Source organism: Enterobacter sp. 6722112, assembly GCF_058661685.1.
In genome coordinates this window covers 1,086,147-1,111,816 of sequence record NZ_JBZWGR010000007.1, presented here as the reverse complement: position 1 = coordinate 1,111,816, position 25,670 = coordinate 1,086,147, and the positions used below count along the sequence as shown (strand labels likewise).

General features: G+C 54.1%; 21 protein-coding genes and 7 tRNA genes. 21 read left to right on the top strand and 7 right to left on the bottom strand.

Annotated elements, in window-relative coordinates; all coding sequences use genetic code 11:
• Positions 1-127: 127 nt before the first annotated feature.
• The gene (gene pgm, locus AC4OVU_RS06830; protein WP_017384980.1) at positions 128-1,768 is read right to left on the bottom strand and encodes a phosphoglucomutase (alpha-D-glucose-1,6-bisphosphate-dependent); all 1,641 of its coding nucleotides are present in this window, start codon (positions 1,766-1,768) and stop codon (positions 128-130) included.
• 24 nt (positions 1,769-1,792) lie between these two features.
• Positions 1,793-2,338 (bottom strand): replication initiation negative regulator SeqA, encoded by a 546-nt coding sequence (seqA, locus tag AC4OVU_RS06825; protein ID WP_003858650.1) that lies wholly within the window; start codon positions 2,336-2,338, stop codon positions 1,793-1,795.
• 183 nt (positions 2,339-2,521) lie between these two features.
• On the opposite strand from seqA, the gene ybfF reads away from it, so the two are divergent.
• From ybfF to fur, 4 genes are all read left to right on the top strand, one after another.
• Positions 2,522-3,295: an esterase gene (ybfF, locus tag AC4OVU_RS06820; protein ID WP_015571124.1), complete on the top strand. Its 774-nt coding sequence runs from the start codon at positions 2,522-2,524 to the stop codon at positions 3,293-3,295.
• Between the two features lie 128 nt (positions 3,296-3,423).
• Positions 3,424-3,711, top strand: a complete 288-nt coding sequence (gene ybfE, locus AC4OVU_RS06815) for a LexA regulated protein (protein ID WP_003858652.1) — start codon at positions 3,424-3,426, stop codon at positions 3,709-3,711.
• A gap of 155 nt (positions 3,712-3,866) precedes the next feature.
• Complete coding sequence (gene fldA / locus AC4OVU_RS06810) at positions 3,867-4,397, top strand: flavodoxin FldA (protein WP_003858653.1); 531 nt, start codon at positions 3,867-3,869, stop codon at positions 4,395-4,397.
• A gap of 291 nt (positions 4,398-4,688) precedes the next feature.
• On the top strand, positions 4,689-5,135 hold the full coding sequence (gene fur / locus AC4OVU_RS06805) for a ferric iron uptake transcriptional regulator (protein ID WP_010428651.1): 447 nt from the start codon (positions 4,689-4,691) through the stop codon (positions 5,133-5,135).
• Positions 5,136-5,277: 142 nt separating this feature from the next.
• Here fur and chiQ read toward each other — a convergent pair whose 3' ends face one another.
• The 4 genes from chiQ to nagE form a co-directional block, all read right to left on the bottom strand.
• On the bottom strand, positions 5,278-5,604 hold the full coding sequence (gene chiQ, locus AC4OVU_RS06800) for a ChiQ/YbfN family lipoprotein (RefSeq protein ID WP_032102682.1): 327 nt from the start codon (positions 5,602-5,604) through the stop codon (positions 5,278-5,280).
• 47 nt (positions 5,605-5,651) lie between these two features.
• Positions 5,652-7,049, bottom strand: a complete 1,398-nt coding sequence (gene chiP, locus AC4OVU_RS06795; RefSeq protein ID WP_017694280.1) for a chitoporin ChiP — start codon at positions 7,047-7,049, stop codon at positions 5,652-5,654.
• Between the two features lie 446 nt (positions 7,050-7,495).
• Positions 7,496-9,163: a glutamine--tRNA ligase gene (gene glnS / locus AC4OVU_RS06790; protein WP_023303298.1), complete on the bottom strand. Its 1,668-nt coding sequence runs from the start codon at positions 9,161-9,163 to the stop codon at positions 7,496-7,498.
• Between the two features lie 169 nt (positions 9,164-9,332).
• The gene (gene nagE, locus AC4OVU_RS06785; protein ID WP_023296120.1) at positions 9,333-11,282 is read right to left on the bottom strand and encodes a PTS N-acetyl glucosamine transporter subunit IIABC; all 1,950 of its coding nucleotides are present in this window, start codon (positions 11,280-11,282) and stop codon (positions 9,333-9,335) included.
• A gap of 325 nt (positions 11,283-11,607) precedes the next feature.
• On the opposite strand from nagE, the gene nagB reads away from it, so the two are divergent.
• From nagB to AC4OVU_RS06725, 12 genes are all read left to right on the top strand, one after another.
• Positions 11,608-12,408, top strand: coding sequence for a glucosamine-6-phosphate deaminase (gene nagB, locus AC4OVU_RS06780; RefSeq protein WP_491928648.1), 801 nt, complete (start codon positions 11,608-11,610; stop codon positions 12,406-12,408).
• A gap of 55 nt (positions 12,409-12,463) precedes the next feature.
• On the top strand, positions 12,464-13,612 hold the full coding sequence (nagA, locus tag AC4OVU_RS06775; RefSeq protein WP_023296119.1) for an N-acetylglucosamine-6-phosphate deacetylase: 1,149 nt from the start codon (positions 12,464-12,466) through the stop codon (positions 13,610-13,612).
• Positions 13,613-13,620: 8 nt separating this feature from the next.
• The gene (nagC, locus tag AC4OVU_RS06770) at positions 13,621-14,841 is read left to right on the top strand and encodes a DNA-binding transcriptional regulator NagC (protein ID WP_006809613.1); all 1,221 of its coding nucleotides are present in this window, start codon (positions 13,621-13,623) and stop codon (positions 14,839-14,841) included.
• Between the two features lie 45 nt (positions 14,842-14,886).
• Positions 14,887-15,639, top strand: a complete 753-nt coding sequence (nagD, locus tag AC4OVU_RS06765) for a ribonucleotide monophosphatase NagD (protein ID WP_003858667.1) — start codon at positions 14,887-14,889, stop codon at positions 15,637-15,639.
• Positions 15,640-15,889: 250 nt separating this feature from the next.
• Positions 15,890-17,554 carry an asparagine synthase B gene (asnB, locus tag AC4OVU_RS06760; protein ID WP_015571128.1) on the top strand — a complete coding sequence of 555 codons (1,665 nt, stop codon included), beginning with the start codon at positions 15,890-15,892 and terminating at the stop codon, positions 17,552-17,554.
• Positions 17,555-17,779: 225 nt separating this feature from the next.
• Positions 17,780-17,856: transfer RNA gene (locus tag AC4OVU_RS06755), tRNA-Met, on the top strand.
• An 8-nt stretch (positions 17,857-17,864) separates the two neighbouring features.
• Positions 17,865-17,949 (top strand) — tRNA-Leu (locus AC4OVU_RS06750).
• A gap of 23 nt (positions 17,950-17,972) precedes the next feature.
• Positions 17,973-18,047: transfer RNA gene (locus AC4OVU_RS06745), tRNA-Gln, on the top strand.
• Between the two features lie 32 nt (positions 18,048-18,079).
• Positions 18,080-18,154, top strand: a tRNA-Gln gene (locus AC4OVU_RS06740).
• A gap of 17 nt (positions 18,155-18,171) precedes the next feature.
• Positions 18,172-18,248, top strand: a tRNA-Met gene (locus AC4OVU_RS06735).
• Between the two features lie 41 nt (positions 18,249-18,289).
• A tRNA-Gln gene (locus AC4OVU_RS06730) sits at positions 18,290-18,364 on the top strand.
• Between the two features lie 34 nt (positions 18,365-18,398).
• Positions 18,399-18,473 (top strand) — tRNA-Gln (locus AC4OVU_RS06725).
• A 90-nt stretch (positions 18,474-18,563) separates the two neighbouring features.
• Here the strand turns inward: AC4OVU_RS06725 and ubiF are convergent.
• Complete coding sequence (ubiF, locus tag AC4OVU_RS06720) at positions 18,564-19,739, bottom strand: 3-demethoxyubiquinol 3-hydroxylase (protein WP_040117374.1); 1,176 nt, start codon at positions 19,737-19,739, stop codon at positions 18,564-18,566.
• Positions 19,740-19,874: 135 nt separating this feature from the next.
• Between ubiF and miaB the strand changes: the two genes are divergently transcribed.
• The 5 genes from miaB to lnt all read left to right on the top strand — a co-directional run bounded on the left by miaB (position 19,875) and on the right by lnt (position 25,480).
• Positions 19,875-21,299 (top strand): tRNA (N6-isopentenyl adenosine(37)-C2)-methylthiotransferase MiaB, encoded by a 1,425-nt coding sequence (gene miaB / locus AC4OVU_RS06715; RefSeq protein ID WP_058686150.1) that lies wholly within the window; start codon positions 19,875-19,877, stop codon positions 21,297-21,299.
• A 163-nt stretch (positions 21,300-21,462) separates the two neighbouring features.
• Positions 21,463-22,509, top strand: a complete 1,047-nt coding sequence (locus AC4OVU_RS06710; protein WP_003858674.1) for a PhoH family protein — start codon at positions 21,463-21,465, stop codon at positions 22,507-22,509.
• Positions 22,506-22,973, top strand: coding sequence for an rRNA maturation RNase YbeY (gene ybeY, locus AC4OVU_RS06705; RefSeq protein WP_017694310.1), 468 nt, complete (start codon positions 22,506-22,508; stop codon positions 22,971-22,973). Before AC4OVU_RS06710 ends, ybeY begins: the two co-directional genes overlap by 4 nt.
• An 84-nt stretch (positions 22,974-23,057) precedes the next feature.
• Positions 23,058-23,936, top strand: a complete 879-nt coding sequence (gene corC / locus AC4OVU_RS06700; RefSeq protein WP_003858679.1) for a CNNM family magnesium/cobalt transport protein CorC — start codon at positions 23,058-23,060, stop codon at positions 23,934-23,936.
• Between the two features lie 5 nt (positions 23,937-23,941).
• A complete protein-coding gene (lnt, locus tag AC4OVU_RS06695; protein ID WP_017382463.1) occupies positions 23,942-25,480 on the top strand; it encodes an apolipoprotein N-acyltransferase in 1,539 nt (512 codons plus the stop codon).
• The last annotated feature ends 190 nt before the right edge of the window (positions 25,481-25,670 follow it).

Below are 25,670 nucleotides of genomic sequence, written 5' to 3'. Positions count from 1 at the left end.
CTGGCGCTTACCGGGCCTACGAGGTCAATGCAAAACGGCAACCCTGAGGTTGCCGTTTTTTATGTTTTCTCCCTCTCCCAGTGGGAGAGGGCCGGGGTGAGGGCATCAGCCCGCACCAGATCACGACTTACGCGTTTTTCAGCACTTCGCTGACAATCTCTACCGCTTCTTTCTCAATCTGCTGACGGTGCTCAGCGCCGAGGAAACTTTCGCAATAGATTTTGTACGCATCTTCCGTACCGGATGGACGCGCGGCGAACCAGCCGTTTTCGGTCATCACTTTCAGGCCGCCGATGGATGCGCCGTTACCCGGCGCCGCCGTCAGACGCGCGGTGATCGGGTCACCTGCCAGGGTACTGGCACTGACCATCTCCGGAGAGAGTTTTGACAGAGCTGCTTTTTGCGCAGACGTGGCGCTAGCCTGAATACGGTTATAGCTTGGCGCACCAAAACGTTCCGCCAGCTCGTTGTAATGTTCCTGCGGGTTCTTACCGGTGACCGCGGTGATTTCCGCCGCCAGCAGGCACATGATGATGCCGTCTTTATCGGTTGACCATGGGGTGCCGTCGAAGCGCAGGAAGGATGCCCCCGCGCTCTCTTCACCGCCAAAGCCGAAGCTGCCGTCGTGCAGACCATCAACAAACCACTTAAAGCCCACCGGCACTTCCACCAGCTTGCGACCCAGCGCGTCGACCACACGGTCAATCATAGCGGAAGAGACCAGCGTTTTACCCACCGCGACCTCTTTGCCCCACTGCGGACGGTGCTGGAAGAGATAATTGATTGCAACAGCCAGGTAGTGGTTCGGGTTCATCAGCCCTGCCGGGGTGACGATACCGTGGCGGTCGTAGTCCGGGTCGTTGGCAAACGCCAGATCGAACTTGTCGCGCAGCGCCAGCAGGCCAGCCATTGCGCATTCGGAGGAGCAGTCCATACGGATCGCGCCGTCTTTGTCCAGGTGCATAAAGCGGAAGGTCTGATCGACGTGATCGTTCACGATGGTCAGATCCAGCTTGTAGTGCTCGGCAATGCGTTTCCAGTATTCAATACCGGAGCCGCCCAGTGGATCCACGCCCAGCTTCAGACCGGCTTTCTGGATAGCGGCCATATCGACGATATCCGCCAGCCCTTCCACGAACGGCTGCACCAGATCCTGCTCTTTCACGTGGCCGGAGGCCATGGCTTCATCCAGCGAGATGCGTTTCACACCGTTCAGACCGTTAGCCAGTAACGCGTTGGCACGATCTTCCACCACTTTCGTGACGTTGGTATCCGCCGGGCCACCGTTAGGTGGGTTGTACTTGATGCCGCCATCTTCCGGTGGGTTGTGGGACGGGGTGATCACAATGCCGTCAGCCTGCGCGCCACCTTTTTTGTTGTGTACCAGAATAGCGTTAGAAACCGCTGGCGTTGGCGTAAAACCGTTGTTCTCCTGAACAATCACGTCTACGCCGTTCGCCGCCAGCACTTCCAGCACGGAGATAAAAGCAGGTTCAGACAGGGCGTGGGTATCTTTCCCTACATAGCACGGACCGGTGACGCCATTTTTGGCGCGCTCTTCCGCGATGGCCTGAGCAATGGCCAGAATGTGCGGTTCGTTAAAGCTGTGGCGCGCCGCACTACCGCGGTGGCCAGATGTACCAAACTTCACTGCGTGTTCTGCGTTGCCCACCACCGGCTTCAGCACGTAGTACTGCGCGGTCAGTTGAGCGACGTTAATCAAATCGCGTTGTTGTGCAGGTTGTCCTGCACGGCTGTGATTTGCCATTGCCTGGTCCTTCTGATGCAAGGGTTAAATTGTACCGCAAACCTTTTCGATCAATTCCGCCGGGAACTGCATGGACTGCATGATATGTTCGATCATGCTGCACTTACGGCCCGTATTGGTGTTGGTGATCACCCAGTATGGTGTACCGGGAACGTGTTTGGGTTTGGTTTGGTTGCCATTTTGCAGCAGGGTCTGCTCGTCGCCTGCGAAGTAAACGCGCGTGCGACCGTGCAGCGACTCTGTCGCTTCTGCAAATGCGTTGTTATCCAGTGAGTAAAGTGTAGACAGCACCAGCATAAAGCGGTTAACCGCCTTTTTCTGCTCGGCATATTCATCGGACAGCAGCAGCTCGCGCATCGCTCGCACTTTGTCTTTTGCCGGCATGACGGCAGGTTTTACTTGTGCAACAACGCTCGGCTGAGACACGACATCTTTAGTGACAGGAGTGGGCTGTGAGGCGGCGGAAATTTTGAGCATGCGCCGTAAAATGTCGGACGCGCTCTCCCCAATATGCCGCGTCTGGCTGGCAATATACTGATAGAGTTCGTCATCAACTTCGATTGTTTTCATCTTAATCCAGTGCGATATCTTATCTGAATACAAGTCGTTGAGATTATAAGGTCAAATCCCAACAGCGGATAGCGTCAAACCAGGTTGGCGGCAAAAGTCAGATTAAACTGGATCCTTGCCCCCGGGCGGCAGAATGGTCAACATGATACCCTAACCTGACAAACCTAAAAAAAGAACTTTGCCATGAAATTGAATACCCGAGCGCAAACTGCACAATCGCCGAACAATAATTCTCCCATCGTACTGGTTCACGGCCTGTTTGGTAGCCTGGATAATCTGGGTGTGCTTGCGCGCGATTTAGTGGCCGATCACGCGATCCTCCAGGTTGATATGCGCAATCACGGTCTTTCTGGGCGCTCGGAGGAGATGACCTACGCAGCCATGGCGCAGGATCTGCGGGACACCCTCGATGCGAATAATATCCAGAAAGCGACGCTTATCGGGCATTCAATGGGCGGCAAAGCGGTGATGGCGCTCACTGCGCTGGCCCCTGAGCGAATTTCCGGGCTGGTGGTCATCGACGTTGCGCCCGTCAATTACGACGTTCGCCGTCACGATGAGATTTTTGCCGCCATCAATGCGGTCACCGAAGCGGGTGTCGCAACCCGCCAGCAGGCGGCTGCCGTTATGCGTGAGCATCTTGATGAGGAAGGCGTGGTCCAGTTCCTGCTGAAATCGTTTGTTGACGGACAATGGCGCTTTAACGTCCCGGTATTGTGGGATCAGTATTCGCATATTGTGGGCTGGGAAACCGTCCCCGCCTGGCCGCACCCTACCCTTTTTATTCGCGGCGGCAACTCCCCTTACGTCACTGATGCATACCGTGACACGCTGCTGGCGCAATTCCCGCAGGCTCGCGCTCACGTTATTGCGGGTGCCGGGCACTGGGTACACGCGGAAAAACCGGATGCCGTCCTGCGCGCCATTCGCCGCTATCTTACTGATACAGCGAATTGATTAAAAAGCCAGCGACCGGAAGACGACGGGCTTCCAGTCGTTGGCGTGTGGATTTGGGTGATGTATGATGGCGCGCTTATCGCCCGGGCATTAGCAGGGCGGCGTGTTTCCCCCGAAGTCTCAGAATCATGGCCAAAGAACAAACGGACCGTACGACACTAGATCTGTTCGCGAATGAGCGTCGACCGGGACGACCGAAAACGAATCCGCTTTCGCGCGATGAACAGCTGCGTATCAATAAACGCAACCAGCTTAAACGCGATAAAAATCGTGGGCTTAAGCGTGTCGAACTGAAGCTGAATGCCGATGCCGTCGATGCGCTTAACGAGTTAGCTGACGCGCGCAACATCAGCCGCAGCGAACTGATCGAAGAGATGCTGATCGCCCAGCTTGAGACGTTACGCGGCAAGGCGTGAGTCAGAAAATCCCCAATATTACCTTTTTCATGTAGCACAGAGTGCAGTCCTGCGTGATAGCTGTTTCCGCAGGGTTGCCTGTTCTGCTATTATTGCCCTTATCCGTGGACAATTTGCGCCACCATACCATTAAGTTTCAAGAGGTTATTTTACTCATGGCAATCATCGGCATTTTCTTTGGCAGTGATACCGGCAATACTGAAAATATCGCAAAAAACATTCAAAAACAGCTCGGTAAAGACGTTGCTGATGTGCATGACATCGCCAAGAGCAGCAAAGAAGATCTCGAGGGCTATGACATCCTGCTGCTGGGCATCCCGACCTGGTACTACGGTGAAGCACAGTGTGACTGGGACGATTTCTTCCCGACGCTGGAAGAAGTAGACTTCAACGGCAAGCTGGTTGCCCTGTTTGGCTGTGGCGATCAGGAAGACTATGCTGAGTATTTCTGTGATGCGCTGGGCACTATTCGCGACATCATTGAGCCACGCGGTGCGGCGATCGTCGGTCACTGGCCAACGGCGGGTTACCATTTCGAAGCGTCCAAAGGTCTGGCAGATGACGATCACTTCGTTGGCCTGGCCATTGATGAAGACCGTCAGCCAGAGCTGACCGCTGAGCGTGTAGAAAAATGGGTTAAGCAGGTTCGTGAAGAGCTGAACCTGGACGATATCCTTAACGCCTGATATCCCTGCGGCGCAACTCCGGTTGCGCCCGTTTTCCAGGTAAAACCGATTAAATTAATTGCTACAAACTTTTAACTTTTTCGCCCAGACCTGTACAATATCCCCCTGGTAAAAAGTGGGTGCCATCGAACAAGTTTGTTGGTGATACCACGTTTTTATAAGCATACTTTGCTTGAGACTTGCAGTTTTCATTTAGCCATGGCAGTTCTATAATGAGACGCATTATCCCAAGTGCATTTTCTGTCACTTCTTCTTTTGAAGTGAATCGTTTAGCAACAGGACAGATTCCGCATGACTGACAACAATACCGCATTAAAGAAAGCTGGCCTGAAAGTAACGCTTCCTCGGTTAAAAATCCTTGAAGTGCTTCAGGGGCCAGACAATCACCATGTCAGTGCGGAAGACCTTTATAAGCGTCTTATCGATATGGGTGAAGAGATTGGGCTGGCAACCGTCTATCGTGTGCTGAACCAGTTTGATGACGCGGGCATTGTTACTCGTCATAATTTCGAAGGCGGTAAATCCGTGTTCGAGCTGACTCAGCAGCATCACCACGATCACCTGATCTGCCTCGACTGTGGCAAGGTCATTGAATTTAGCGATGATTCCATTGAATCACGCCAGCGTGAAATCGCCGCCCGTCATGGCATCCGCCTGACCAACCACAGCCTGTACCTGTACGGTCACTGCGCTGAAGGCGATTGCCGCGAAGACGACCACGCGCACGACGCGAAATAATATCGTGTTCATACTCTGAGCCAGCCGTAAGGTTGGCTTTTTTTTGCCTGAAAAAAGTCCGGTGGCGCTGCGCTTACCGGGCCTACGGGCTGTGACACCGTTGTAGGCCCGGTAAGCGCAGCGCCACCGGGCATAAAGCAACTTATTTATTGTTATTGCGAATCTCGTCCCAGATCTTATCGCAACGCTTCGCCACTTCCTGATCGTTACCGCTTTTCCGCGCCTGGATACAGGCCTGGTAATCCATCACGCGAACATTTTCCTGCGTCGCAAACTGCTCATGCGCTTTCTCTTTTTTCAGCACATTCAGCACGCTCTGGCAGGCTTCAATCTTCTCTGGCGATCCTTGTGCTGTATTGATGCAGGCGCTATACGCCTCCTTCAGACGGGAGTCTTCTTTCTGCGCCTGATCCTGCGCACACGCCACCAGCCCCGATGCCAGCAGCGCAACGATTACCATTTTTTTCATCATATGCAGTCTCCATGCAGGCGGGATTTCGCCCGCCTGCGTATTCATCAGAAGATTGTGAATGGCGCAATGACCATGAATTTCACGTCACGTTCATCCTGGAAGATGTTGCCGTAACCGCCCGCGTAGCTCGGGATATCGGAGTGGTTGTCATACTGGGTGAAGTGCAGTTTGAACATCGTGCCTTTCGCACGGCCCTCCTGAAGGGTGTAAATCGCATCCAGACTGTATGAAGACTCTTTCAGACGGTAATTCGGATCGTAGTAGGCGTCTGGCGTAGCCATATCTGCTGGCTTCGCGTCCCAGGCGTACGCGTAGGACGCACCCACTGCCCAGCCAGGCAGGTTCCAGTTCTTCAGGTCATACATTGCGCCGAAGAAGACCGCCTTTTCGCCGTCGGCGTTGAAGTCAGAGCGGTTATCCCACCAGATATCCAGACGACCATTGGAAGAGGCGTAGGTTGGCGTCATACGTTGCAGGAAGTAGCCCTGCTGCCCTTCTGCCTTGACCCATGTTCCCTCCAGACGTAAATCAACCTGACCTACCTTGTAGCCGAAGGTCAACGCCTGTAACCACGCGGTGCCGTCATAGATATCATTTACGCTGCCATCACTGACTTTGTCGCGCGTACCGTAGAACTGATAGCTGGTGCTCAGCGGGCTACCCGCGATATCAAATTTGTAGCTGGCTTTAGCAAAGTACTGATCGATATAGCCTTCAGCCTGACCAAAAGCAGCTTCCAGCACCAGATCGTTTTTGAAGTCGTACTTCGCCCCCAGCGAGTGGAGATAATCAACTTTGGTTTTTTTATCATTCTGATAGAACTTGTCCATCTCAATGTGCCACGGCGCTTTGTACTCGTTGGTCCACATATAGGAGAAGCTCAACGCCCCCGCATCGCCGTAGTCAAAATTAGCACCGGCTTCCGCACCCTGATAGGTACCTGGCATAAAGCTCCAGTGCGGTGCTAACAGCGTCTGGCCGGTTGGCTGGATATAACCTCCACGCGCCCAGACCGGACCATATTTGAATTTTGCAGCCGCTTTATACAGGCTGATTCCGCTTTTATCGCCGGACCAGTCTTCGTCGTAGGCTTTATTGCTGGAGGAGAACGCAATTTCGTTCGGATGGCCGCTGTCGCCATTTTCGGCCATTTCAATTGCGGTGAACGCTGCAATATCGATCCCGAACATATCGGCGGCATATCCCGACTGGAAATCAAGGTTAGCGTTCCAGGTCGAGTGAGAAAGGTTGGTTTTGTATTTATCTTCAGTGACGTCTTTACGGTCACGCTCACGCTGCCAGTAATAAATACCGCCCGTGAGGGTGGAATCTTCGATGAAACCTGCTGCTTTTGCCTCTGGCGCAACCACCAGGCCCGACATTGCTGTCACACCGGCGATAGCCAGCGCCAGCGCACTACGTTTGCCACTGAACGTACGCATAGATTATTCCTCTTTGACGAATTAAAACGCCTTAAACGGCGAAAAACAGAAAAGACCAAGTGGTCAGGGGTAGTCAGAAATACCCTCGAATTAACTACCGTCTTTAGGTTATTTTTCGCGACGCGAATTATCAATGCTTTTAATCAGGCAAAAGTCAGGATTATGACGAAGAGCACATATTTCGTAGTGCTTTGTAACATTTACCGGGAAGCAAGTACTGGCGGGGGAATACGCTAATTTTCAGTAAGTAACATTGATATTGTGAATATATTTTTCAGCGTTTCTGTTTTTGGAAAACAACAAACTTTTTTAAATAAAATAAGTAGCACCACATTGACCTGGAATGTTGGCTTTAATTCATCATCCCGATGCTTAACGACATGATCGTTAAATAAAAAAACGCCGCATTATGCGGCGTTTGTTTCTCATTGACCATGCCAGCGTGATTATTCGCCGATCTTAGTCCAGGTATCACGCAGACCGACGGTACGGTTAAATACCGGTTTTTCCGCCGTGCTGTAACGGCTGTCCAGGCAGAAGTAACCCTCACGTTCAAACTGGAACGCTTTACCGGCTTCAGCGGCTTTCAGAGACGGCTCGGCATACCCCTGCTTGATAATCAGCGACTCAGGGTTGATAACCGCCAGGAAGTCCTCCGCAGCGCCTGGGTTAGGTACGCTGAACAGACGATCGTAGAGACGGATCTCAACCGGCAGCGCATGCTGCGCGCTCACCCAGTGGATCACACCTTTCACTTTACGGCCATCCGCCGGATCTTTACTCAGCGTCTCTGCGTCGTACGTACAGAAGATGGTCGTGATGTTACCTTCCGCATCTTTCTCTACGCGCTCGGCTTTGATCACATAGGCGTTACGCAGACGCACTTCTTTGCCCAGCACCAGACGCTTGTACTGCTTGTTCGCTTCTTCGCGGAAGTCGGCGCGATCGATCCAGATTTCACCGCTGAACGGCACGTCGCGGGTGCCCATTTCCGGTTTGTTCGGATGGTTAGGCATCGAGACCAGTTCGCTTCCACCCTGCGGATAGTTTTCGATGACCAGTTTCACTGGATCGATCACTGCCATCGCGCGCGGCGCGTTTTCGTTCAGGTCTTCGCGAATGCAGGATTCCAGAGACGCCATTTCGATGGTGTTGTCCTGCTTGGTAACGCCAATACGTTTGCAGAACTCACGAATGGACGCCGAGGTGTAGCCACGACGACGCAGGCCAGAGATGGTCGGCATACGCGGGTCGTCCCAGCCTTCAACGTGCTTGTCGGTGACCAGCAGGTTCAGCTTACGCTTGGACATCACGGTGTATTCCAGGTTCAGACGAGAGAATTCATACTGACGCGGATGCACAGGAATGGTGATGTTATCCAGCACCCAGTCGTACAGACGACGGTTGTCCTGGAATTCCAGCGTGCACAGAGAGTGCGTAATGCCTTCCAGCGCATCGCTGATGCAGTGGGTGAAGTCGTACATCGGGTAGATGCACCACTTGTTACCGGTCTGGTGGTGTTCAGCGAACTTAATGCGGTACAGCACCGGATCGCGCATCACGATGAACGGAGACGCCATATCGATTTTGGCACGCAGACACGCTTTACCTTCTTCGAAGCCACCGGCACGCATTTTTTCAAACAGCGCCAGGTTCTCTTCCACGCTACGATCGCGGAACGGGCTGTTTTTACCAGGCTGAGTCAGCGTACCGCGGTATTCACGGATTTCGTCACCAGACAATTCGTCGACGTATGCCAGACCTTTGTTAATCAGTTCAACCGCATAGGCATACAGCTGATCGAAATAGTCTGAGGAGTAGCAGATATCGCCAGACCAGTTGAAGCCCAGCCATTGCACGTCGTTTTTAATCGACTCAACGTATTCGATGTCTTCTTTTACTGGGTTGGTGTCATCGAAACGCAGGTTGCACTGCCCCTGGTAATCTTGCGCAATACCAAAGTTCAGGCAGATCGATTTGGCGTGACCAATGTGCAGGTAGCCATTTGGCTCCGGCGGGAAACGCGTGTGGACTGTGGTGTGCTTACCACTGGCCAGATCTTCATCGATGATCTGACGAATAAAGTTACTCGGGCGGGCTTCTGCCTCACTCATCGTGGATTCCTCAAAGCGTAAACAACGTATAACGGCATATGATCTTATAAGCCGGACGTAGTGACAACCCTTAAAACGTCCCGGAAGAAAATAATGGGGGCAATTGCTGCAAAAAAAAGCGGCGGAGGATATCCCCCGCCGCTAAAGGCATAACTCTACTCAGGAGCGATTACTTGCCTTTAATCTCATACAGTGGCGTCTGGCCTGCAACCACCTGCCCCTGCGCCTGGATCACCAGACCGCTGAAGTCGTCGATGTTGCTGCACACGACCGGGCTTATCATGGAGCGCGCGTTGGCGTTCAGGAAGTCCAGATCCATTTCCAGAATCGGCTGACCTGCCGCCACTTCAGCACCCTCTTCCACCAGACGAGTAAAGCCCTGACCGTTCAGCGCAACGGTATCGATACCCATATGGACAACGATCTCCGCGCCTTTTTCCGTTTCCAGGCAGAACGCGTGGTTGGTGTTGAAGATTTTCACGATAGTACCGGCAGCCGGAGAGACCACGGTTTTGTCCGTTGGTTTCACCGCCACGCCGTCACCGACCGCTTTGCTGGCGAACGCTTCGTCAGGCACCTGCTCAAGCGCAACAACGTCACCTGTCACCGGAGAAACCAGCGCAGCGATGGTCACCGCGTTTGGCACAGCCTGCGGTTTTGCAACCGGCGCGTCAGCCACTGGCGCGTTATCCGTTGAGGCGGCAGCGACCGGCCCACGGGCAACCACTTTTTTCATTTCATCGCCGATAGATTCGGCTTTCGCACCCACGATAACCTGGATGGTTTGTTTGTTCAGTTTCACCACACCAGACGCACCCAGGCGTTTGCACATTGCATCGCTCACGCGCGCGGAGTCACCTACGGTCAGACGCAGACGGGTAATACAGGCATCGATCGCTTTCAGGTTGTCGGTGCCACCCACAGCGGCAATGTAGTTGGTTGCCAGCTGGGTTAAACCCTCTTCGGTATTGCTGTTGGCTTCACTGGTCACAACATCATCTTTCGTATCTTCGCGGCCCGGCGTCTTCAGGTTAAACATACGAATAACCGCGCTGAACAGAACGAAGTAGATAACGAAGAAGATCAGGCCCATCACCATCAGGATCCAGACGTTGCTGCTTGCCGCCGGCAGGTTGTACATCAACACATAGTCGATGGCGCCTGCGGAGAAGGAGAAGCCAGCATGGATACCCAGAAGGGTGGCGACGAACAGGCTGATACCGGTCAGGATCGCGTGCATCAGATACAGCAGCGGTGCCAGGAACATGAACAGGAATTCCAGTGGCTCGGTCACGCCGGTCAGGAAGGCGGTGATCGCAACGGACAGCAGCATCCCGCCAACCATTGAGCGACGCGCTTTCGGCGCAGCCAGGTACATTGCCAGCGCCGCGCCAGGCAGACCAAACATCATGATTGGGAAGAAGCCAGACATGAACATGCCCGCGGTGCCGTCGCCTGCGTAGAAGCGGTTGATATCACCGTGGAATACCGCGCCGGCCGCGTTGGTGAACTCACCAATCTGGAACCAGGCGATGGTGTTCAGTACCTGATGCAGACCGGTTGGGATCAGCAGACGGTTAATGAAACCGAAGATGCCCGCGCCCATTGCGCCCGCAGACACGATCCACTCGCCACCCGCATGGATAGCATGCTGCACCGGTGGCCAAACGTAGCCAAAGATGGCGGCGAGGATCAGACAGAAAAAGCCCGTCGCAATCGGCACAAAACGTTTACCGCCGAAGAAGCTCAGGAAGTCAGGAAGTTTGATACCTGCCCAACGGTTGTACACGGCGCCACCCACCAGGCCGGTAATGATACCTGCCAGCACACCCATATTGATTTCAGGGTTGATGGTTACCATCGCTTTCGTGAGGATGAAGTAACCGACAGCCCCTGCCAGTGCCGCGGCACCAGCGCTGTCTTTTGACCAGCTTGACGCCACACCGATGGCGAAAATCAGCGCCAGGTTGTCAAAAATTGCGCCGCCTGCCTGGGCGATAAACGGCACGTTAAGAAGATCGGGTTGCCCGAATCGCAGCAGCAACGCTGCAACCGGTAGCACGGCGATAGGGAGCTGCAAAGCCCTACCGAGGCGCTGGAAAAAACCTAAAATATTCATCCTATTCCCCCTACGAGACCCTTTGTTAAGACTCGCGCATAAACTATGTTTTTATTGTGTCACGAACGATAGATACAGTTGATGATTCACTGGCAGTGTGAGTGTGTGAAAAATTAATTCGTATCGCAAATTAAACACCTATTTTTTGTGATTATTGTCACCAAATATCGTATTAAACCCTCCCTTTCACTGGCTAACGACGAAAACTTATTTTATCATTCAAAAAATCAAGACGGATTGATCCGGCCTGAAAGGTTCCAGGTTACGCTTAGTTCAGGTTGCACTAATCATCCGCCCACTTTTACTTAAACTTTAGAGGTGAATAATGAGACTGATTCCCCTGGCAACAGCTGAACAAGTCGGAAAATGGGCTGCTCGTCATATCGTTAACCGCATCAACGCGTTCAAACCAACAGCCGATCGTCCTTTCGTTCTCGGTCTTCCAACCGGTGGCACGCCCCTGACCGCGTATAAAGCTCTGGTTGAAATGCACAAAGCGGGCCAGGTTAGCTTTAAACACGTTGTGACCTTCAACATGGACGAATATGTCGGCCTGCCGAAGGAACATCCGGAAAGTTACCACAGCTTTATGCACCGTAATTTCTTCGATCACGTTGATATTCCGGCTGAAAACATTAACCTGCTGAATGGAAACGCGCCTGATATTGACGCAGAATGCCGTCAGTATGAAGAAAAAATCCGTTCCTACGGTAAAATCCACCTGTTTATGGGCGGCGTAGGCAAAGATGGTCATATCGCGTTCAACGAACCGGCATCTTCACTGGCTTCCCGTACCCGTATTAAAACGCTGACCCATGATACGCGCGTGGCTAACTCCCGCTTCTTTGACGGCGACGTCAATCAGGTGCCTAAATACGCGCTGACCGTAGGCGTGGGCACGCTGCTGGATGCCGAAGAAGTGATGATTCTGGTGCTGGGCGCGGTGAAAGCGCAAGCGCTTCAGGCTGCCGTTGAAGGCAACGTGAACCATATGTGGACGATCAGCTGCTTACAGCTGCATCCAAAAGCGGTTGTCGTGTGTGACGAACCGTCCACCATGGAGCTGAAAGTGAAAACGCTGAAATACTTCAACGAGCTGGAAGCTGAGAACATCAAAGGTCTGTAATTGAATAACCGCCTCTTTTATCCGAGGCGGTCGCTTTTTTTAACCGGGGGTCGATATGTACGCTTTAACCCACGGTCGGATTTATACCGGCCATGAAATTCTGGATGACCATGCGATTGTAATCGCCAATGGCCTGATTGAACGTGTTTGCCCGCTGGCGGAACTGCCGCCGGAGATCGAACAGCGTTCCCTCAATGGAGCAGTAATCTCCCCCGGTTTCATCGACGTACAGCTTAACGGCTGCGGCGGTGTCCAGTTTAACGATACCGCAGAGGCGGTATCGGTTGAAACGCTGGAAATCATGCAAAAAGCCAACGAGAAATCGGGCTGCACCAGCTATCTGCCAACGCTGATCACCAGCAGCGATGACCTGATGAAACAGGGTATCCGCGTCATGCGCGAATACCTGGCAAAACATCCGAATCAGGCGCTGGGCCTGCACCTGGAAGGACCATGGCTGAATATGGTCAAGAAAGGCACCCATAACCCAAACTACGTGCGCAAACCGGATGCCGAGCTGGTGGATTACATGTGCGCCAATGCCGATGTGATCACCAAAGTAACGCTGGCCCCGGAAATGACCGGCACGGACGTTATCAGCAAACTGGCCGCCGCCGGGATTGTGGTGTCTGCGGGCCATTCGAACGCGACGCTGAAAGAGGCGAAGGCCGGTTTCCGCGCAGGCATTACGTTTGCCACACACCTTTATAACGCGATGCCCTATATTACTGGCCGCGAACCGGGACTGGTTGGCGCCATTCTGGATGAACCAGACGTCTACTGCGGCATTATCGCCGACGGCTTGCATGTCGATTACACCAACATCCGCAACGCCAAACGCCTGAAAGGCGACAAGCTCTGCCTTGTGACGGATGCTACCGCTCCGGCAGGGGCGAATATTGACCAGTTCATTTTTGCTGGTAAAACAATATACTACCGGAATGGACTGTGTGTGGATGAGAACGGCACGCTGAGCGGTTCTTCTCTGACGATGATCGAAGGGGTACGTAACCTCGTTGAACATTGCGGCATCGCGCTTGAGGAAGTGCTGCGCATGGCCACGCTTTATCCGGCGCGCGCCATTGGCGTCGATAAACAGCTCGGCGGTATTGCGCCAGGTATGGTTGCAAACCTGACGGCGTTCACACACGATTATAAAATTATTAAGACCATCGTTAATGGTAACGAGGTCGTCACTGAGTAAGTAAAAGTATGACACCAGGCGGACAAGCTCAAATCGGTAATGTCGATCTCGTTAAACAACTTAACAGCGCGGCGGTTTATCGCCTGATTGACCAGCACGGGCCAATCTCACGCATTCAGATAGCCGAACAAAGCCAGCTTGCTCCCGCCAGCGTGACAAAAATTACACGTCAGCTCATTGAGCGCGGCCTGATCAAAGAAGTCGATCAGCAGGCCTCCACCGGGGGCCGCCGCGCGATTTCCATCGTCACGGAAACCCGCAATTTTCAGGCCATTGGCGTTCGCTTAGGACGTCATGACACCACGCTTACGCTCTACGATCTGAGCAGCAAGGCCATTGCCGAAGAACACTACCCCCTTCCTGAGCGCACGCAGGAGACGCTTGAACACGCGTTGCTGAATACCATTGCGCATTTCATCGAAAGCTGTCAGCGCAAGATCCGTGAACTCATCGCCATCTCGGTGATTTTGCCCGGCCTGGTTGACCCGGAAAGCGGCGTTATTCGCTACATGCCGCATATTAAGGTAGAGAACTGGGGGCTGGTTGAGGCGCTGGAAAAGCGCTTCAAGCTGACCTGCTTTGTTGGTCACGATATTCGCTCGCTGGCGCTGGCGGAGCACTACTTTGGTGCGAGCCAGGACTGCGAAGACTCTATTCTGGTGCGCGTTCACCGTGGTACAGGTGCGGGCATCATCTCGAATGGCCGCATTTTTATTGGCCGTAACGGTAACGTAGGCGAGATTGGTCATATCCAGGTGGAACCGCTTGGCGAGCGCTGCCACTGCGGTAACTTTGGCTGTCTTGAAACCGTTGCCGCCAATGCCGCCATTGAACATCGCGTTCGCCATCTGCTGGAGCAGGGTTACCAGAGCCGCGTCACGCTGGACGATTGTAAGATCGGCGCCATCTGCAAAGCGGCAAACAAAGGCGATGCGCTGGCCTGCGAAGTGATCGAACAGGTAGGACGCCACCTGGGTAAGACCATCGCCATTGCCATCAACCTGTTTAATCCGCAGAAAGTGGTGATTGCCGGCGAGATCGTTGAAGCCGAAAAAGTGTTACTGCCCGCCATTGAAGGCTGCATCAATACCCAGGCGCTGAAGGCATTTCGCCAGAATTTGCCGGTGGTGCGATCTACGCTCGATCACCGCTCGGCAATTGGCGCATTCGCCCTGGTAAAACGTGCCATGCTCAACGGGATCCTGCTGCAACATTTGCTGGAATCCTGATCGGACCTTATAGTAACGCCTTCTTTTTTTGATGTCGGATTGTCCATGACCATTAAGAATGTAATTTGTGATATCGACGGCGTGCTGATGCACGACAACGTTGCCGTGCCGGGTGCTGCGGAGTTTCTTCACCGCATCATCGACAAAGGAATGCCACTGGTTCTTCTCACGAACTACCCTTCACAGACTGGTCAGGATCTGGCAAACCGCTTTGCTACCGCAGGCGTCAACGTCCCGGACAGCGTGTTCTATACCTCTGCGATGGCGACCGCGGATTTCCTGAAGCGTCAGGAAGGCAAAAAAGCCTATGTGGTTGGTGAAGGTGCGCTGATCCACGAGCTGTATAAAGCGGGCTTCACCATCACCGACGTGAACCCGGACTTTGTCATCGTGGGCGAAACGCGCTCCTTTAACTGGGAGATGATGCATAAGGCAGCCTACTTTGTCGCCAACGGTGCGCGTTTTATCGCCACCAACCCGGACACGCACGGTCGTGGTTTTTATCCCGCCTGCGGTGCGCTGTGCGCCGGTATCGAAAAAATCTCGGGTCGTAAGCCGTTTGTTGTCGGTAAACCGAGCCCGTGGATCATCCGCGCCGCACTGAATACGATGCAGGCACACTCAGAAGAAACCGTCATCGTGGGCGACAACCTGCGTACCGATATTCTGGCTGGCTTCCAGGCGGGGCTTGAAACCATCCTGGTGCTTTCTGGCGTTTCACAGCTTGATGACATTGATACGATGCCGTTCCGGCCAAGCTGGATTTACCCTTCTGTCGACGAAATCGACGTTATTTGATTCAGAACCACGCCTAAAGGCGTGGTTTTTCATTTCTGCCGTCTGAAAACATCACTTCATCTAACGAAACCAGCCCTTCATTGAGAAATCATCAATAGAATTGCTTAAGACATACTCTTTTTTTAAGATTCGGCAATCGCCATTGCACTTTTTACGTTTTCATCGGTAAAACGCTTGCGCCCCCTCCCCCTTTTGCGGCATTTTCATAAGCAAGCAACATCACAACGCAACAGGGTTAACGGAGAAGGTTATGTGTTCTATTTTTGGCGTACTGGATATTAAAACTGACGCGGGCGAACTGCGTAAAAAAGCACTCGAATTGTCCCGCCTGATGCGCCATCGCGGTCCGGACTGGTCAGGCGTATACGCCAGCGATAAAGCGATTCTGGCTCACGAACGTCTCTCCATTGTTGATGTCAACGCTGGCGCACAGCCGCTGTATAACGAGAAAAAAACGCACGCGCTGGCTGTTAACGGTGAAATTTACAACCATCAGGCGCTGCGCGCCGAGTACGGCGATCGCTACGCGTTTCAGACCGGCTCAGACTGCGAAGTGATCCTGGCGCTGTATCAGGAGAAAGGCCCGGAGTTCCTCGACGATCTGCAAGGTATGTTCGCCTTCGCGCTGTACGACAGCGAAAAAGACGCTTACCTGATTGGCCGCGACCATATCGGTATTATCCCGCTGTACATGGGACACGATGAGCACGGCAACTTCTACGTTGCCTCAGAGATGAAAGCCCTGGTGCCGGTGTGCCGCACCATCAAAGAGTTCCCGGCAGGTAGCTACCTGTGGAGTAAAGACGGCGAGATCCGCCCGTACTACCAGCGCGACTGGTTTGATTATGAGGCGGTGAAAGACAACGTGACGGACAAAGCCGAACTGCGTCAGGCCCTGGAAGAGTCAGTGAAAAGCCACCTGATGTCAGACGTACCTTACGGCGTACTGCTCTCCGGCGGTCTGGACTCCTCCGTGATCTCCGCGATCACCAAGAAATTCGCCGCACGTCGCGTGGAAGATCAGGAGCGCTCTGAAGCCTGGTGGCCGCAGCTGCACTCCTTTGCCGTGGGTCTGGAAGGGGCACCTGACCTGAAAGCCGCCCAGGAAGTGGCAAATCATCTCGGCACGGTGCACCATGAAATTCACTTCACCGTACAGGAAGGTCTGGATGCGATCCGCGATGTGATCTATCACATTGAAACCTATGATGTGACCACCATTCGCGCCTCCACGCCGATGTATTTGATGTCGCGGAAGATCAAAGCGATGGGCATCAAGATGGTGCTCTCCGGCGAGGGTTCTGACGAAGTATTTGGCGGTTACCTCTATTTCCACAAAGCGCCAAACGCCAAAGAGCTGCATGAAGAAACGGTGCGTAAGCTACAGGCGCTGCACATGTTTGACTGCGCGCGCGCCAACAAAGCGATGTCCGCCTGGGGTGTGGAAGCCCGCGTGCCGTTCCTCGATAAGAAATTCCTTGATGTGGCGATGCGCATCAACCCGCAGGACAAAATGTGCGGCAACGGCAAAATGGAGAAACATATCCTGCGAGAATGTTTTGAATCCTACCTGCCGGCGAGCGTGGCGTGGCGTCAGAAAGAGCAGTTCTCGGATGGCGTGGGTTACAGCTGGATCGACACCCTGAAAGAGGTGGCGGCGAAACAGGTTTCTGATCAACAACTGGAAACTGCGAGCTTCCGTTTCCCGTACAACACGCCAGCCTCGAAAGAAGCGTATTTGTACCGTGAGATCTTTGAGGAGCTGTTCCCGGTTCCAAGCGCAGCAGAGTGCGTACCGGGTGGCCCATCGGTCGCCTGCTCTTCTGCCAAAGCCATTGAATGGGATGAATCATTCAAAGCGATGAACGATCCGTCAGGACGCGCGGTGGGCGTTCACCAGTCTGCCTATAAATAATGTTCAGAGTATCATCAGGCCCTCCGGGGCCTGATTTTTTTGTCTCTCTTTTCTCCGCATAAAATCGATTAATAACCAATAATTGTCGAATATTCGGCCTCGCTGTTCGCAACCTAACCAAACAGTCACATTCCGGCTATTTTCATTGAAAAAGGTGTTGACGCTGCAAGGGTCTATACGCATAATGCGCCCCGCAACGCCGATAAGGTAACGCGAAAAAAAGATGGCTACGTAGCTCAGTTGGTTAGAGCACATCACTCATAATGATGGGGTCACAGGTTCGAATCCCGTCGTAGCCACCATCTTTTTTGCGGGAGTGGCGAAATTGGTAGACGCACCAGATTTAGGTTCTGGCGCCGCAAGGTGTGCGAGTTCAAGTCTCGCCTCCCGCACCATTCCCAGGTAAGCGTTGCACGGATGGGGTATCGCCAAGCGGTAAGGCACCGGTTTTTGATACCGGCATTCCCTGGTTCGAATCCAGGTACCCCAGCCATATTTCTTCGATTATGCGGTTCTCCGCGGTATTGGGGTATCGCCAAGCGGTAAGGCACCGGTTTTTGATACCGGCATTCCCTGGTTCGAATCCAGGTACCCCAGCCATCGAAGATTGCAGTACTGGCTACGTAGCTCAGTTGGTTAGAGCACATCACTCATAATGATGGGGTCACAGGTTCGAATCCCGTCGTAGCCACCATATTTATGTTATCGAATACGATTCGGTAAACTGAACATTGTTGGGGTATCGCCAAGCGGTAAGGCACCGGATTCTGATTCCGGCATTCCGAGGTTCGAATCCTCGTACCCCAGCCACTTTAAAGTCGTTAAGCAGTTTGTTTAACGCAATTGGGGTGTCGCCAAGCGGTAAGGCTCTGGTTTCTGATACCAGCATTCCGGGGTTCGAATCCCTGCACCCCAGCCACTTAAAACAAACAAGCCCGCTCTGCGGGCTTTTTTGTTGTTCAGAATAGTGCGGCCTGATGCCCTCTCCCACGGGGAGAGGGAATAAAGATCAGAGTCCGAGGGCGTATTTCAGGGCCTGACGCTTCAGCCCACCGGCACGCTCCGCCGCCATCAATCCAATATTGCGCACTATACGCACAGGACCAACATCATTGCTGAACCCGGCATAGAACAGATCCATCCCCGACTGCATAATGAAGTTATCCGCCATACGGCGCGTCTGGTAGCGCTTCAGTACCTGATGGCTGGCCCAGGCTTCCGCGTGGGCGCGAGCGTTACCCAGCACATCCAGTAACGCATCGACGTCACGGTATCCCAGATTCACCCCCTGCCCCGCCAGCGGATGAATGGTGTGCGCCGCATCTCCCACCAGCACCAGTCCTTCACGGGCATACTGTAACGCATGGCGTCGCATCAGCGGGAATGCGCCGGCGGCAACCGGGGTCACGTTACCCAGACGACTCGGGAAGTGCTGGCGAATTTCGCGCTGCAACTGATCCATGGACAGCCCCTGCAACTGTCGAATGCGCGCCGGTTTGTCGTACCACACCAGCGAAGCCCAGTTATCAAACAGCGGTAAGAATGCATGCGGGCCGTTCGGCGTAAAATGCTGCCAGGTGCTTTCGCCCGGCGCGTTTTCTGACTGCACGGTGATCAGCATGCAGGACTGCTGGTACTGCCAGGCATGGATCCCAATGCCTGCCATCTGCCTGACCTGCGAGTTCGCGCCATCCGCCCCCACCACCAGCTTCACGGCCAGCTCATCGTCGTTATCCAGCGTCAGGAGATACCCGCCATCATGACGATGCAGGGCTTTCAGCGAGTCCGGAACGCGCAGCGTCACCTTCGGGTGCGCCTCCAGCGCCTGCCAGAGTGCCTGCTGGAGCACGTTGTTTTCCACCATATAGCCCAGGCGCGGCAGTTTCAGCTCGGCGGCATCAAACGACACGTGAGCATTTTCCCACTCCCAGGTTTCAAGACGGCTGTATGGGTGCGCGCGCATCGCCAGCACCGCCTCCCAGACGCCCAGCCCGCGAAGCAGATCAACAGAGGCCGCGCTGATGGCGGAAATACGCACGTCCGGTTGGCTGGCAGGATCGAATGCCGGCGGAGCCGCCTGTTCAATAACGGTTACGTCAAATCCCTGCTGCGCCAGCCCCAGCGCCAGCGCGCCGCCGACCATACCGCCGCCAACAACGGCAACTTCGGTTTTCAGGAGTGTCATGGTCACTATTCCTTATTGGAGAATACCTTAAGTTTACCGGATTTTTGCGGCCCTGAGGTTGACAACCTTCATACTGGTCACAACCGCACCAAAGCATTACAATACGCGGCTTGCAATCCTGAGCTGAGCAAGTCGATGACTAAAAAACTCCATATAAAAACCTGGGGCTGTCAGATGAACGAATACGATTCATCGAAGATGGCCGATCTGCTGGATACCACCCACGGATACCAGCTGACTGAAAATGCGAAAGAAGCCGATGTGCTGCTGCTGAACACCTGTTCAATTCGTGAAAAAGCACAGGAAAAAGTTTTTCATGTGTTAGGCCGCTGGAAGCTTCTCAAACGGAAAAATCCGGACCTGATTATTGGCGTGGGTGGCTGCGTCGCATCGCAGGAAGGTAAGCTGATCCGCCAGAGAGCCCCCTATGTGGATATCGTTTTTGGCCCTCAGACCCTGCACCGCCTGCCAGAGATGATTAATCAGGTTCGCGGCAGCCGTAGCCCGGTGGTTGACGTGAGCTTCCCGGAGATCGAGAAATTTGACCGTCTGCCTGAGCCGCGCGCTGATGGCCCGACCGCCTTCGTCTCCATCATGGAAGGCTGCAACAAATACTGTACTTACTGCGTGGTGCCTTACACCCGCGGTGAAGAAGTGAGCCGCCCGGCAGACGATATTCTGTTTGAAATCGCGCAGCTTGCCGCGCAGGGCGTTCGTGAAGTGAACCTGCTGGGTCAGAACGTGAACGCCTGGCGCGGGGAAAACTACGACGGCACCATCGGCAGCTTTGCTGAACTGCTGCGTCTGGTGGCGGCGATTGACGGCATCGACCGCATTCGCTTTACCACCAGCCATCCGATGGAATTTACCGACGACATTATTGACGTCTATCGCGATACGCCAGAGCTGGTGAGCTTCCTGCATCTGCCGATCCAGTGCGGTTCTGACCGCGTGCTGAACCTGATGGGTCGTCCACATACGGTGCTCGAGTATAAGTCCACCATCCGCAAGCTGCGTGAAGCGCGCCCGGATATCCAGATTAGCTCCGACTTTATCGTCGGCTTCCCTGGCGAAACCGCTGATGACTTTGAGCGCACCATGAAGCTCATCGGCGAGGTGAATTTCGACGTCAGCTACAGCTTTATCTTCTCTGCGCGCCCGGGCACCCCTGCGGCCGATATGGTTGACGATGTGCCGGAAGAAGAGAAAAAGCAGCGTCTGTATATTCTACAGGAGCGTATCAACCAGCAGGCCAACGCCTGGAGTCGTCGTATGCTCGGCACTGTCCAGCGTATTCTGGTGGAAGGCACCTCCCGTAAGAGCGTCATGGAACTGTCTGGTCGAACCGAAAATAACCGCGTGGTGAATTTTGAAGGCACCCCGGACATGATCGGTAAGTTTGTGGACGTCGAGATTGTCGAAGTACTCACGAACTCGCTGCGCGGGAAGGTGGTACGCACTGAGGACGAAATGGGTCTGCGTATTGCCGAGACGCCGGAATCCGTTATCTCTCGCACCCGCAAAGTCAACGACTCTGGCGTAGGTATTTACCAGCCTTGATCCTTCTGGCCTGCCTGTCCGGCAGGCCTTGTATTTCCTCTCATCACCCCCAATATCTACCGCAACGCTTGCGCCTTTATTCTGTGGCGTGAATAATTTCGGTAATGACCGTTTTATTACGCCGTGTGGCCACAGGTCAGTTAACCAATTAAAGAGGAACAGTTTGAACATAGATACGCGTGAAATTAGCCTTGAGCCCGCAGACAACGCTCGCCTGCTGAGCCTGTGCGGGCCGTTTGATGACAATATCAAACAACTGGAGCGACGTCTGGGTATCGAAATCAATCGTCGCGATAACCATTTCAAACTCACCGGACGCCCAATCTGCGTCAACGCCGCGGCAGATATTCTCCGCAGCCTGTATGTTGATACCGCCCCGATGCGCGGTGAGATCCAGGATATTGAACCTGAACAGATCCACCTGGCCATTAAAGAGGCGCGCGTGCTTGAGCAGAGCGCGGAAAGCGTGCCGGACTATGGCAAAGCCATCAACATCAAAACTAAACGCGGCGTGATTAAGCCTCGTACCCCGAACCAGGCGCAGTACATCGCCAACATTCTCGACCACGACATCACCTTCGGCGTAGGCCCGGCGGGTACGGGTAAAACCTATCTGGCCGTTGCCGCTGCGGTCGATGCGCTCGAGCGTCAGGAGATCCGCCGTATCCTGCTGACCCGCCCTGCTGTTGAAGCCGGTGAAAAACTGGGCTTCCTGCCGGGCGATTTGAGTCAGAAAGTAGATCCCTACCTGCGCCCGCTGTATGACGCGCTGTTCGAAATGCTCGGCTTCGAGAAAGTTGAAAAGCTCATCGAGCGTAACGTGATTGAAGTTGCTCCGCTGGCCTACATGCGTGGCCGTACGCTTAACGACGCGTTCATCATTCTGGATGAGAGCCAGAACACCACCATCGAACAGATGAAGATGTTCCTGACGCGTATTGGCTTTAACTCGAAAGCGGTTATCACCGGTGACGTCACCCAGATTGACCTGCCGCGTAACACCAAATCGGGTCTGCGTCACGCCATCGAAGTCCTGGCCGAGGTAGAGGAAATCAGCTTTAACTTCTTCCACAGTGAAGACGTGGTACGCCATCCGGTCGTCGCGCGTATCGTTAACGCTTATGAGGCCTGGGAAGAGGCAGATCAGAAGCGCAGGGCCGAACTGGCCGCAGAACGTAAGCGCGAAGCGCAGGAGCATGAACAGAAATGAGTCAGGTGATCCTCGATTTACAGCTGGCCTGTGATGATAATTCCGGCATGCCAGAAGAGGCACAGTTTCAGAAATGGCTGGATGCCGTTATCCCCCAGTTTCAGGAAGAATCAGAGGTCACGATTCGCCTGGTGGATGAAGCAGAAAGCCATGAGCTCAACCTGACCTACCGCGGGAAAGATAAGCCGACCAACGTGCTCTCTTTCCCGTTCGAAGCCCCTCCGGGCATTGAGATGCCGCTGCTGGGCGATCTGATCATCTGCCGTCAGGTGGTTGAGCAGGAAGCCAAAGAGCAGCAAAAGCCGCTGGAAGCGCACTGGGCACACATGGTGGTGCACGGTAGCCTGCATCTTCTGGGTTACGACCATATTGAAGATGACGAAGCGGAAGAGATGGAATCCCTCGAGACAGAGATAATGCTTGCTCTGGGCTATGAGGATCCGTACATTGCCGAGAAAGAATAGTCAGTCACTGACTACCATGCCGCCGCGCAGGGACATAGCGCGGCGGTTAACATTGAACTAACAAGAGAACCCTTAACAAACGCCATGAGCGACGACAATTCACACAGTAGCGACACGACAACCACTAAAAAGGGATTTTTCTCCCTCATTCTGAACCAGCTTTTCCACGGCGAACCGAAAAACCGTGATGAACTGCTGGAGCTGATTCGTGATTCCGGGCAGAACGACCTTATCGACGAAGATACGCGCGAAATGCTCGAAGGGGTGATGGACATCGCCGACCAGCGCGTCCGCGACATCATGATCCCCCGCTCGCAGATGATTACCCTGAAACGCAACCAGACGCTGGACGAGTGCCTCGATGTGATTATCGAATCGGCTCACTCACGTTTCCCGGTCATCAGCGAAGACAAAGATCACATTGAAGGGATTTTGATGGCGAAAGATCTGCTGCCGTTTATGCGCAGCGATGCCGAAGCCTTCAGTATGGAAAAGGTGTTACGCCCGGCCGTGGTTGTGCCGGAAAGTAAACGTGTGGATCGGATGCTGAAGGAGTTTCGCTCCCAGCGCTATCACATGGCGATTGTTATTGATGAATTTGGTGGCGTTTCCGGTCTGGTCACAATCGAAGACATCCTTGAGCTGATCGTGGGCGAAATCGAAGATGAGTATGACGAAGAAGAGGATATCGACTTCCGTCAGCTGAGCCGCCACACCTGGACCGTGCGCGCGCTGGCCTCCATTGAAGACTTCAACGATACCTTTGGCACCAGCTTCAGCGATGAAGAAGTGGACACCATTGGTGGTCTGGTGATGCAGGCCTTCGGCCATCTTCCGGCCCGCGGTGAAACCGTTGACATCGATGGTTACCAGTTCAAGGTCGCAATGGCTGACAGCCGACGTATTATTCAGGTTCACGTCAGAATGCCGGACGACTCACCGGTGCCAAAACTGGAAGATTAATGTAAATGGCATTTGCCCCACTCTTTGAACGCCAGCGCGTCCGTTTGCTGCTGGCGCTGTTACTCGGAGCCAGCGGTACGCTGGCTTTTTCTCCTTACGATATCTGGCCGGCCGCTATTCTCTCCCTGATGGGGCTACAGGGTCTTACCCTGAACCGTCGTCCGGTACAGGCCGCGGCCATTGGCTACTTCTGGGGGCTGGGGCTGTTCGGCTCTGGTATCAACTGGGTCTACGTCAGTATCGCGCAATTTGGCGGAATGCCGGGGCCGGTTAACGTCTTCCTGGTTGTGCTGCTCGCCGCCTATCTCTCACTCTACACCGGCCTGTTCGCGGGCATCCTGTCTCGCCTGTGGCCAAAAACGACCTGGCTGCGCGTGGCGATAGCGGCACCCGTTGTCTGGCAAATCACCGAATTTCTGCGCGGCTGGGTACTGACCGGCTTCCCGTGGTTGCAGTTCGGCTATAGCCAGGTAGACGGCCCGCTGAAAGGCCTGGCCCCGGTCATGGGCGTGGAGGCGATCAACTTCCTGCTCATGGCGGTCAGCGGCCTGCTGGTGCTGGCTCTGGTGACACGTAACTGGAAGCCGCTGGTTGCCGCGTTGATCCTGTTTGCCCTGCCCTTCCCGCTGCGTTATATCCAGTGGTTTACGCTGGAGCCCGCGCGCGCCACGCAGGTTTCTCTGGTCCAGGGCGATATCCCACAGTCCCTGAAATGGGATGAGAATCAGCTGCTGAACACGCTGAAAATCTACGCCAACGCCACTGAAAAGGTGATGGGCAAATCGCAGCTCATCATCTGGCCTGAGTCTGCGATCCCGGACCTGGAGATCAATCAGCAGCCCTTCCTGAAGATGATGGATGATCTGCTGCGCGCGCGCGGCAGTACGCTGATCACCGGAATTGTGGATGCGCGTCTCAATCAGCAGAACCGCTATGACACGTACAACACGATCATTACGCTCGGTAAGGACAGCGAATACAGCTATACCTCCACCAATCGCTACAACAAAAACCACCTTGTACCGTTTGGCGAATTTGTTCCGCTGGAGTCTATTCTGCGCCCACTGGCACCGTTCTTTGATTTGCCGATGTCCTCATTCAGCCGGGGCCCTTACGTTCAGCCGCAGCTGCATGCGCACGGTTTTGCCCTGACGGCCGCCATTTGCTACGAGATTATCCTCGGCGAGCAGGTGCGCGATAATTTCCGCCCGGACACCGACTATCTGCTGACCATCTCAAACGATGCGTGGTTCGGTAAATCGATTGGCCCGTGGCAGCACTTCCAGATGGCGCGAATGCGTTCTCTGGAGCTGGCGCGTCCGTTGCTGCGCAGCACCAATAACGGCATTACCGCCGTGATTGGTCCGCAGGGTGAAATCCAGGCCATGATCCCGCAATTTACCCGTGAGGTGCTGACTACTAACGTCACGCCAACTACCGGGCTTACGCCTTACGCGCGCACCGGGAACTGGCCGCTGTGGATTTTGACCTTGCTCTTCGGCTTTGGCGCAGTACTGATGAGCCTGCGTCAGCGTCGTAAATAACCTTACCTTCTGTTGCCGGGTGGCGGCTACGCCTTACCCGGCCTACTCTCCGCCGCCCCCACCCGACAATTTCCTCCCAAACTTCAATTCTGGCACGCCTGTTGCTTTGTTTATTCATATCAACGCTGTCTGGCTTAACGTGCAACTTTGTCGCACCAGCGTAGATCATCGGTAGCACCGAAACGGTGCA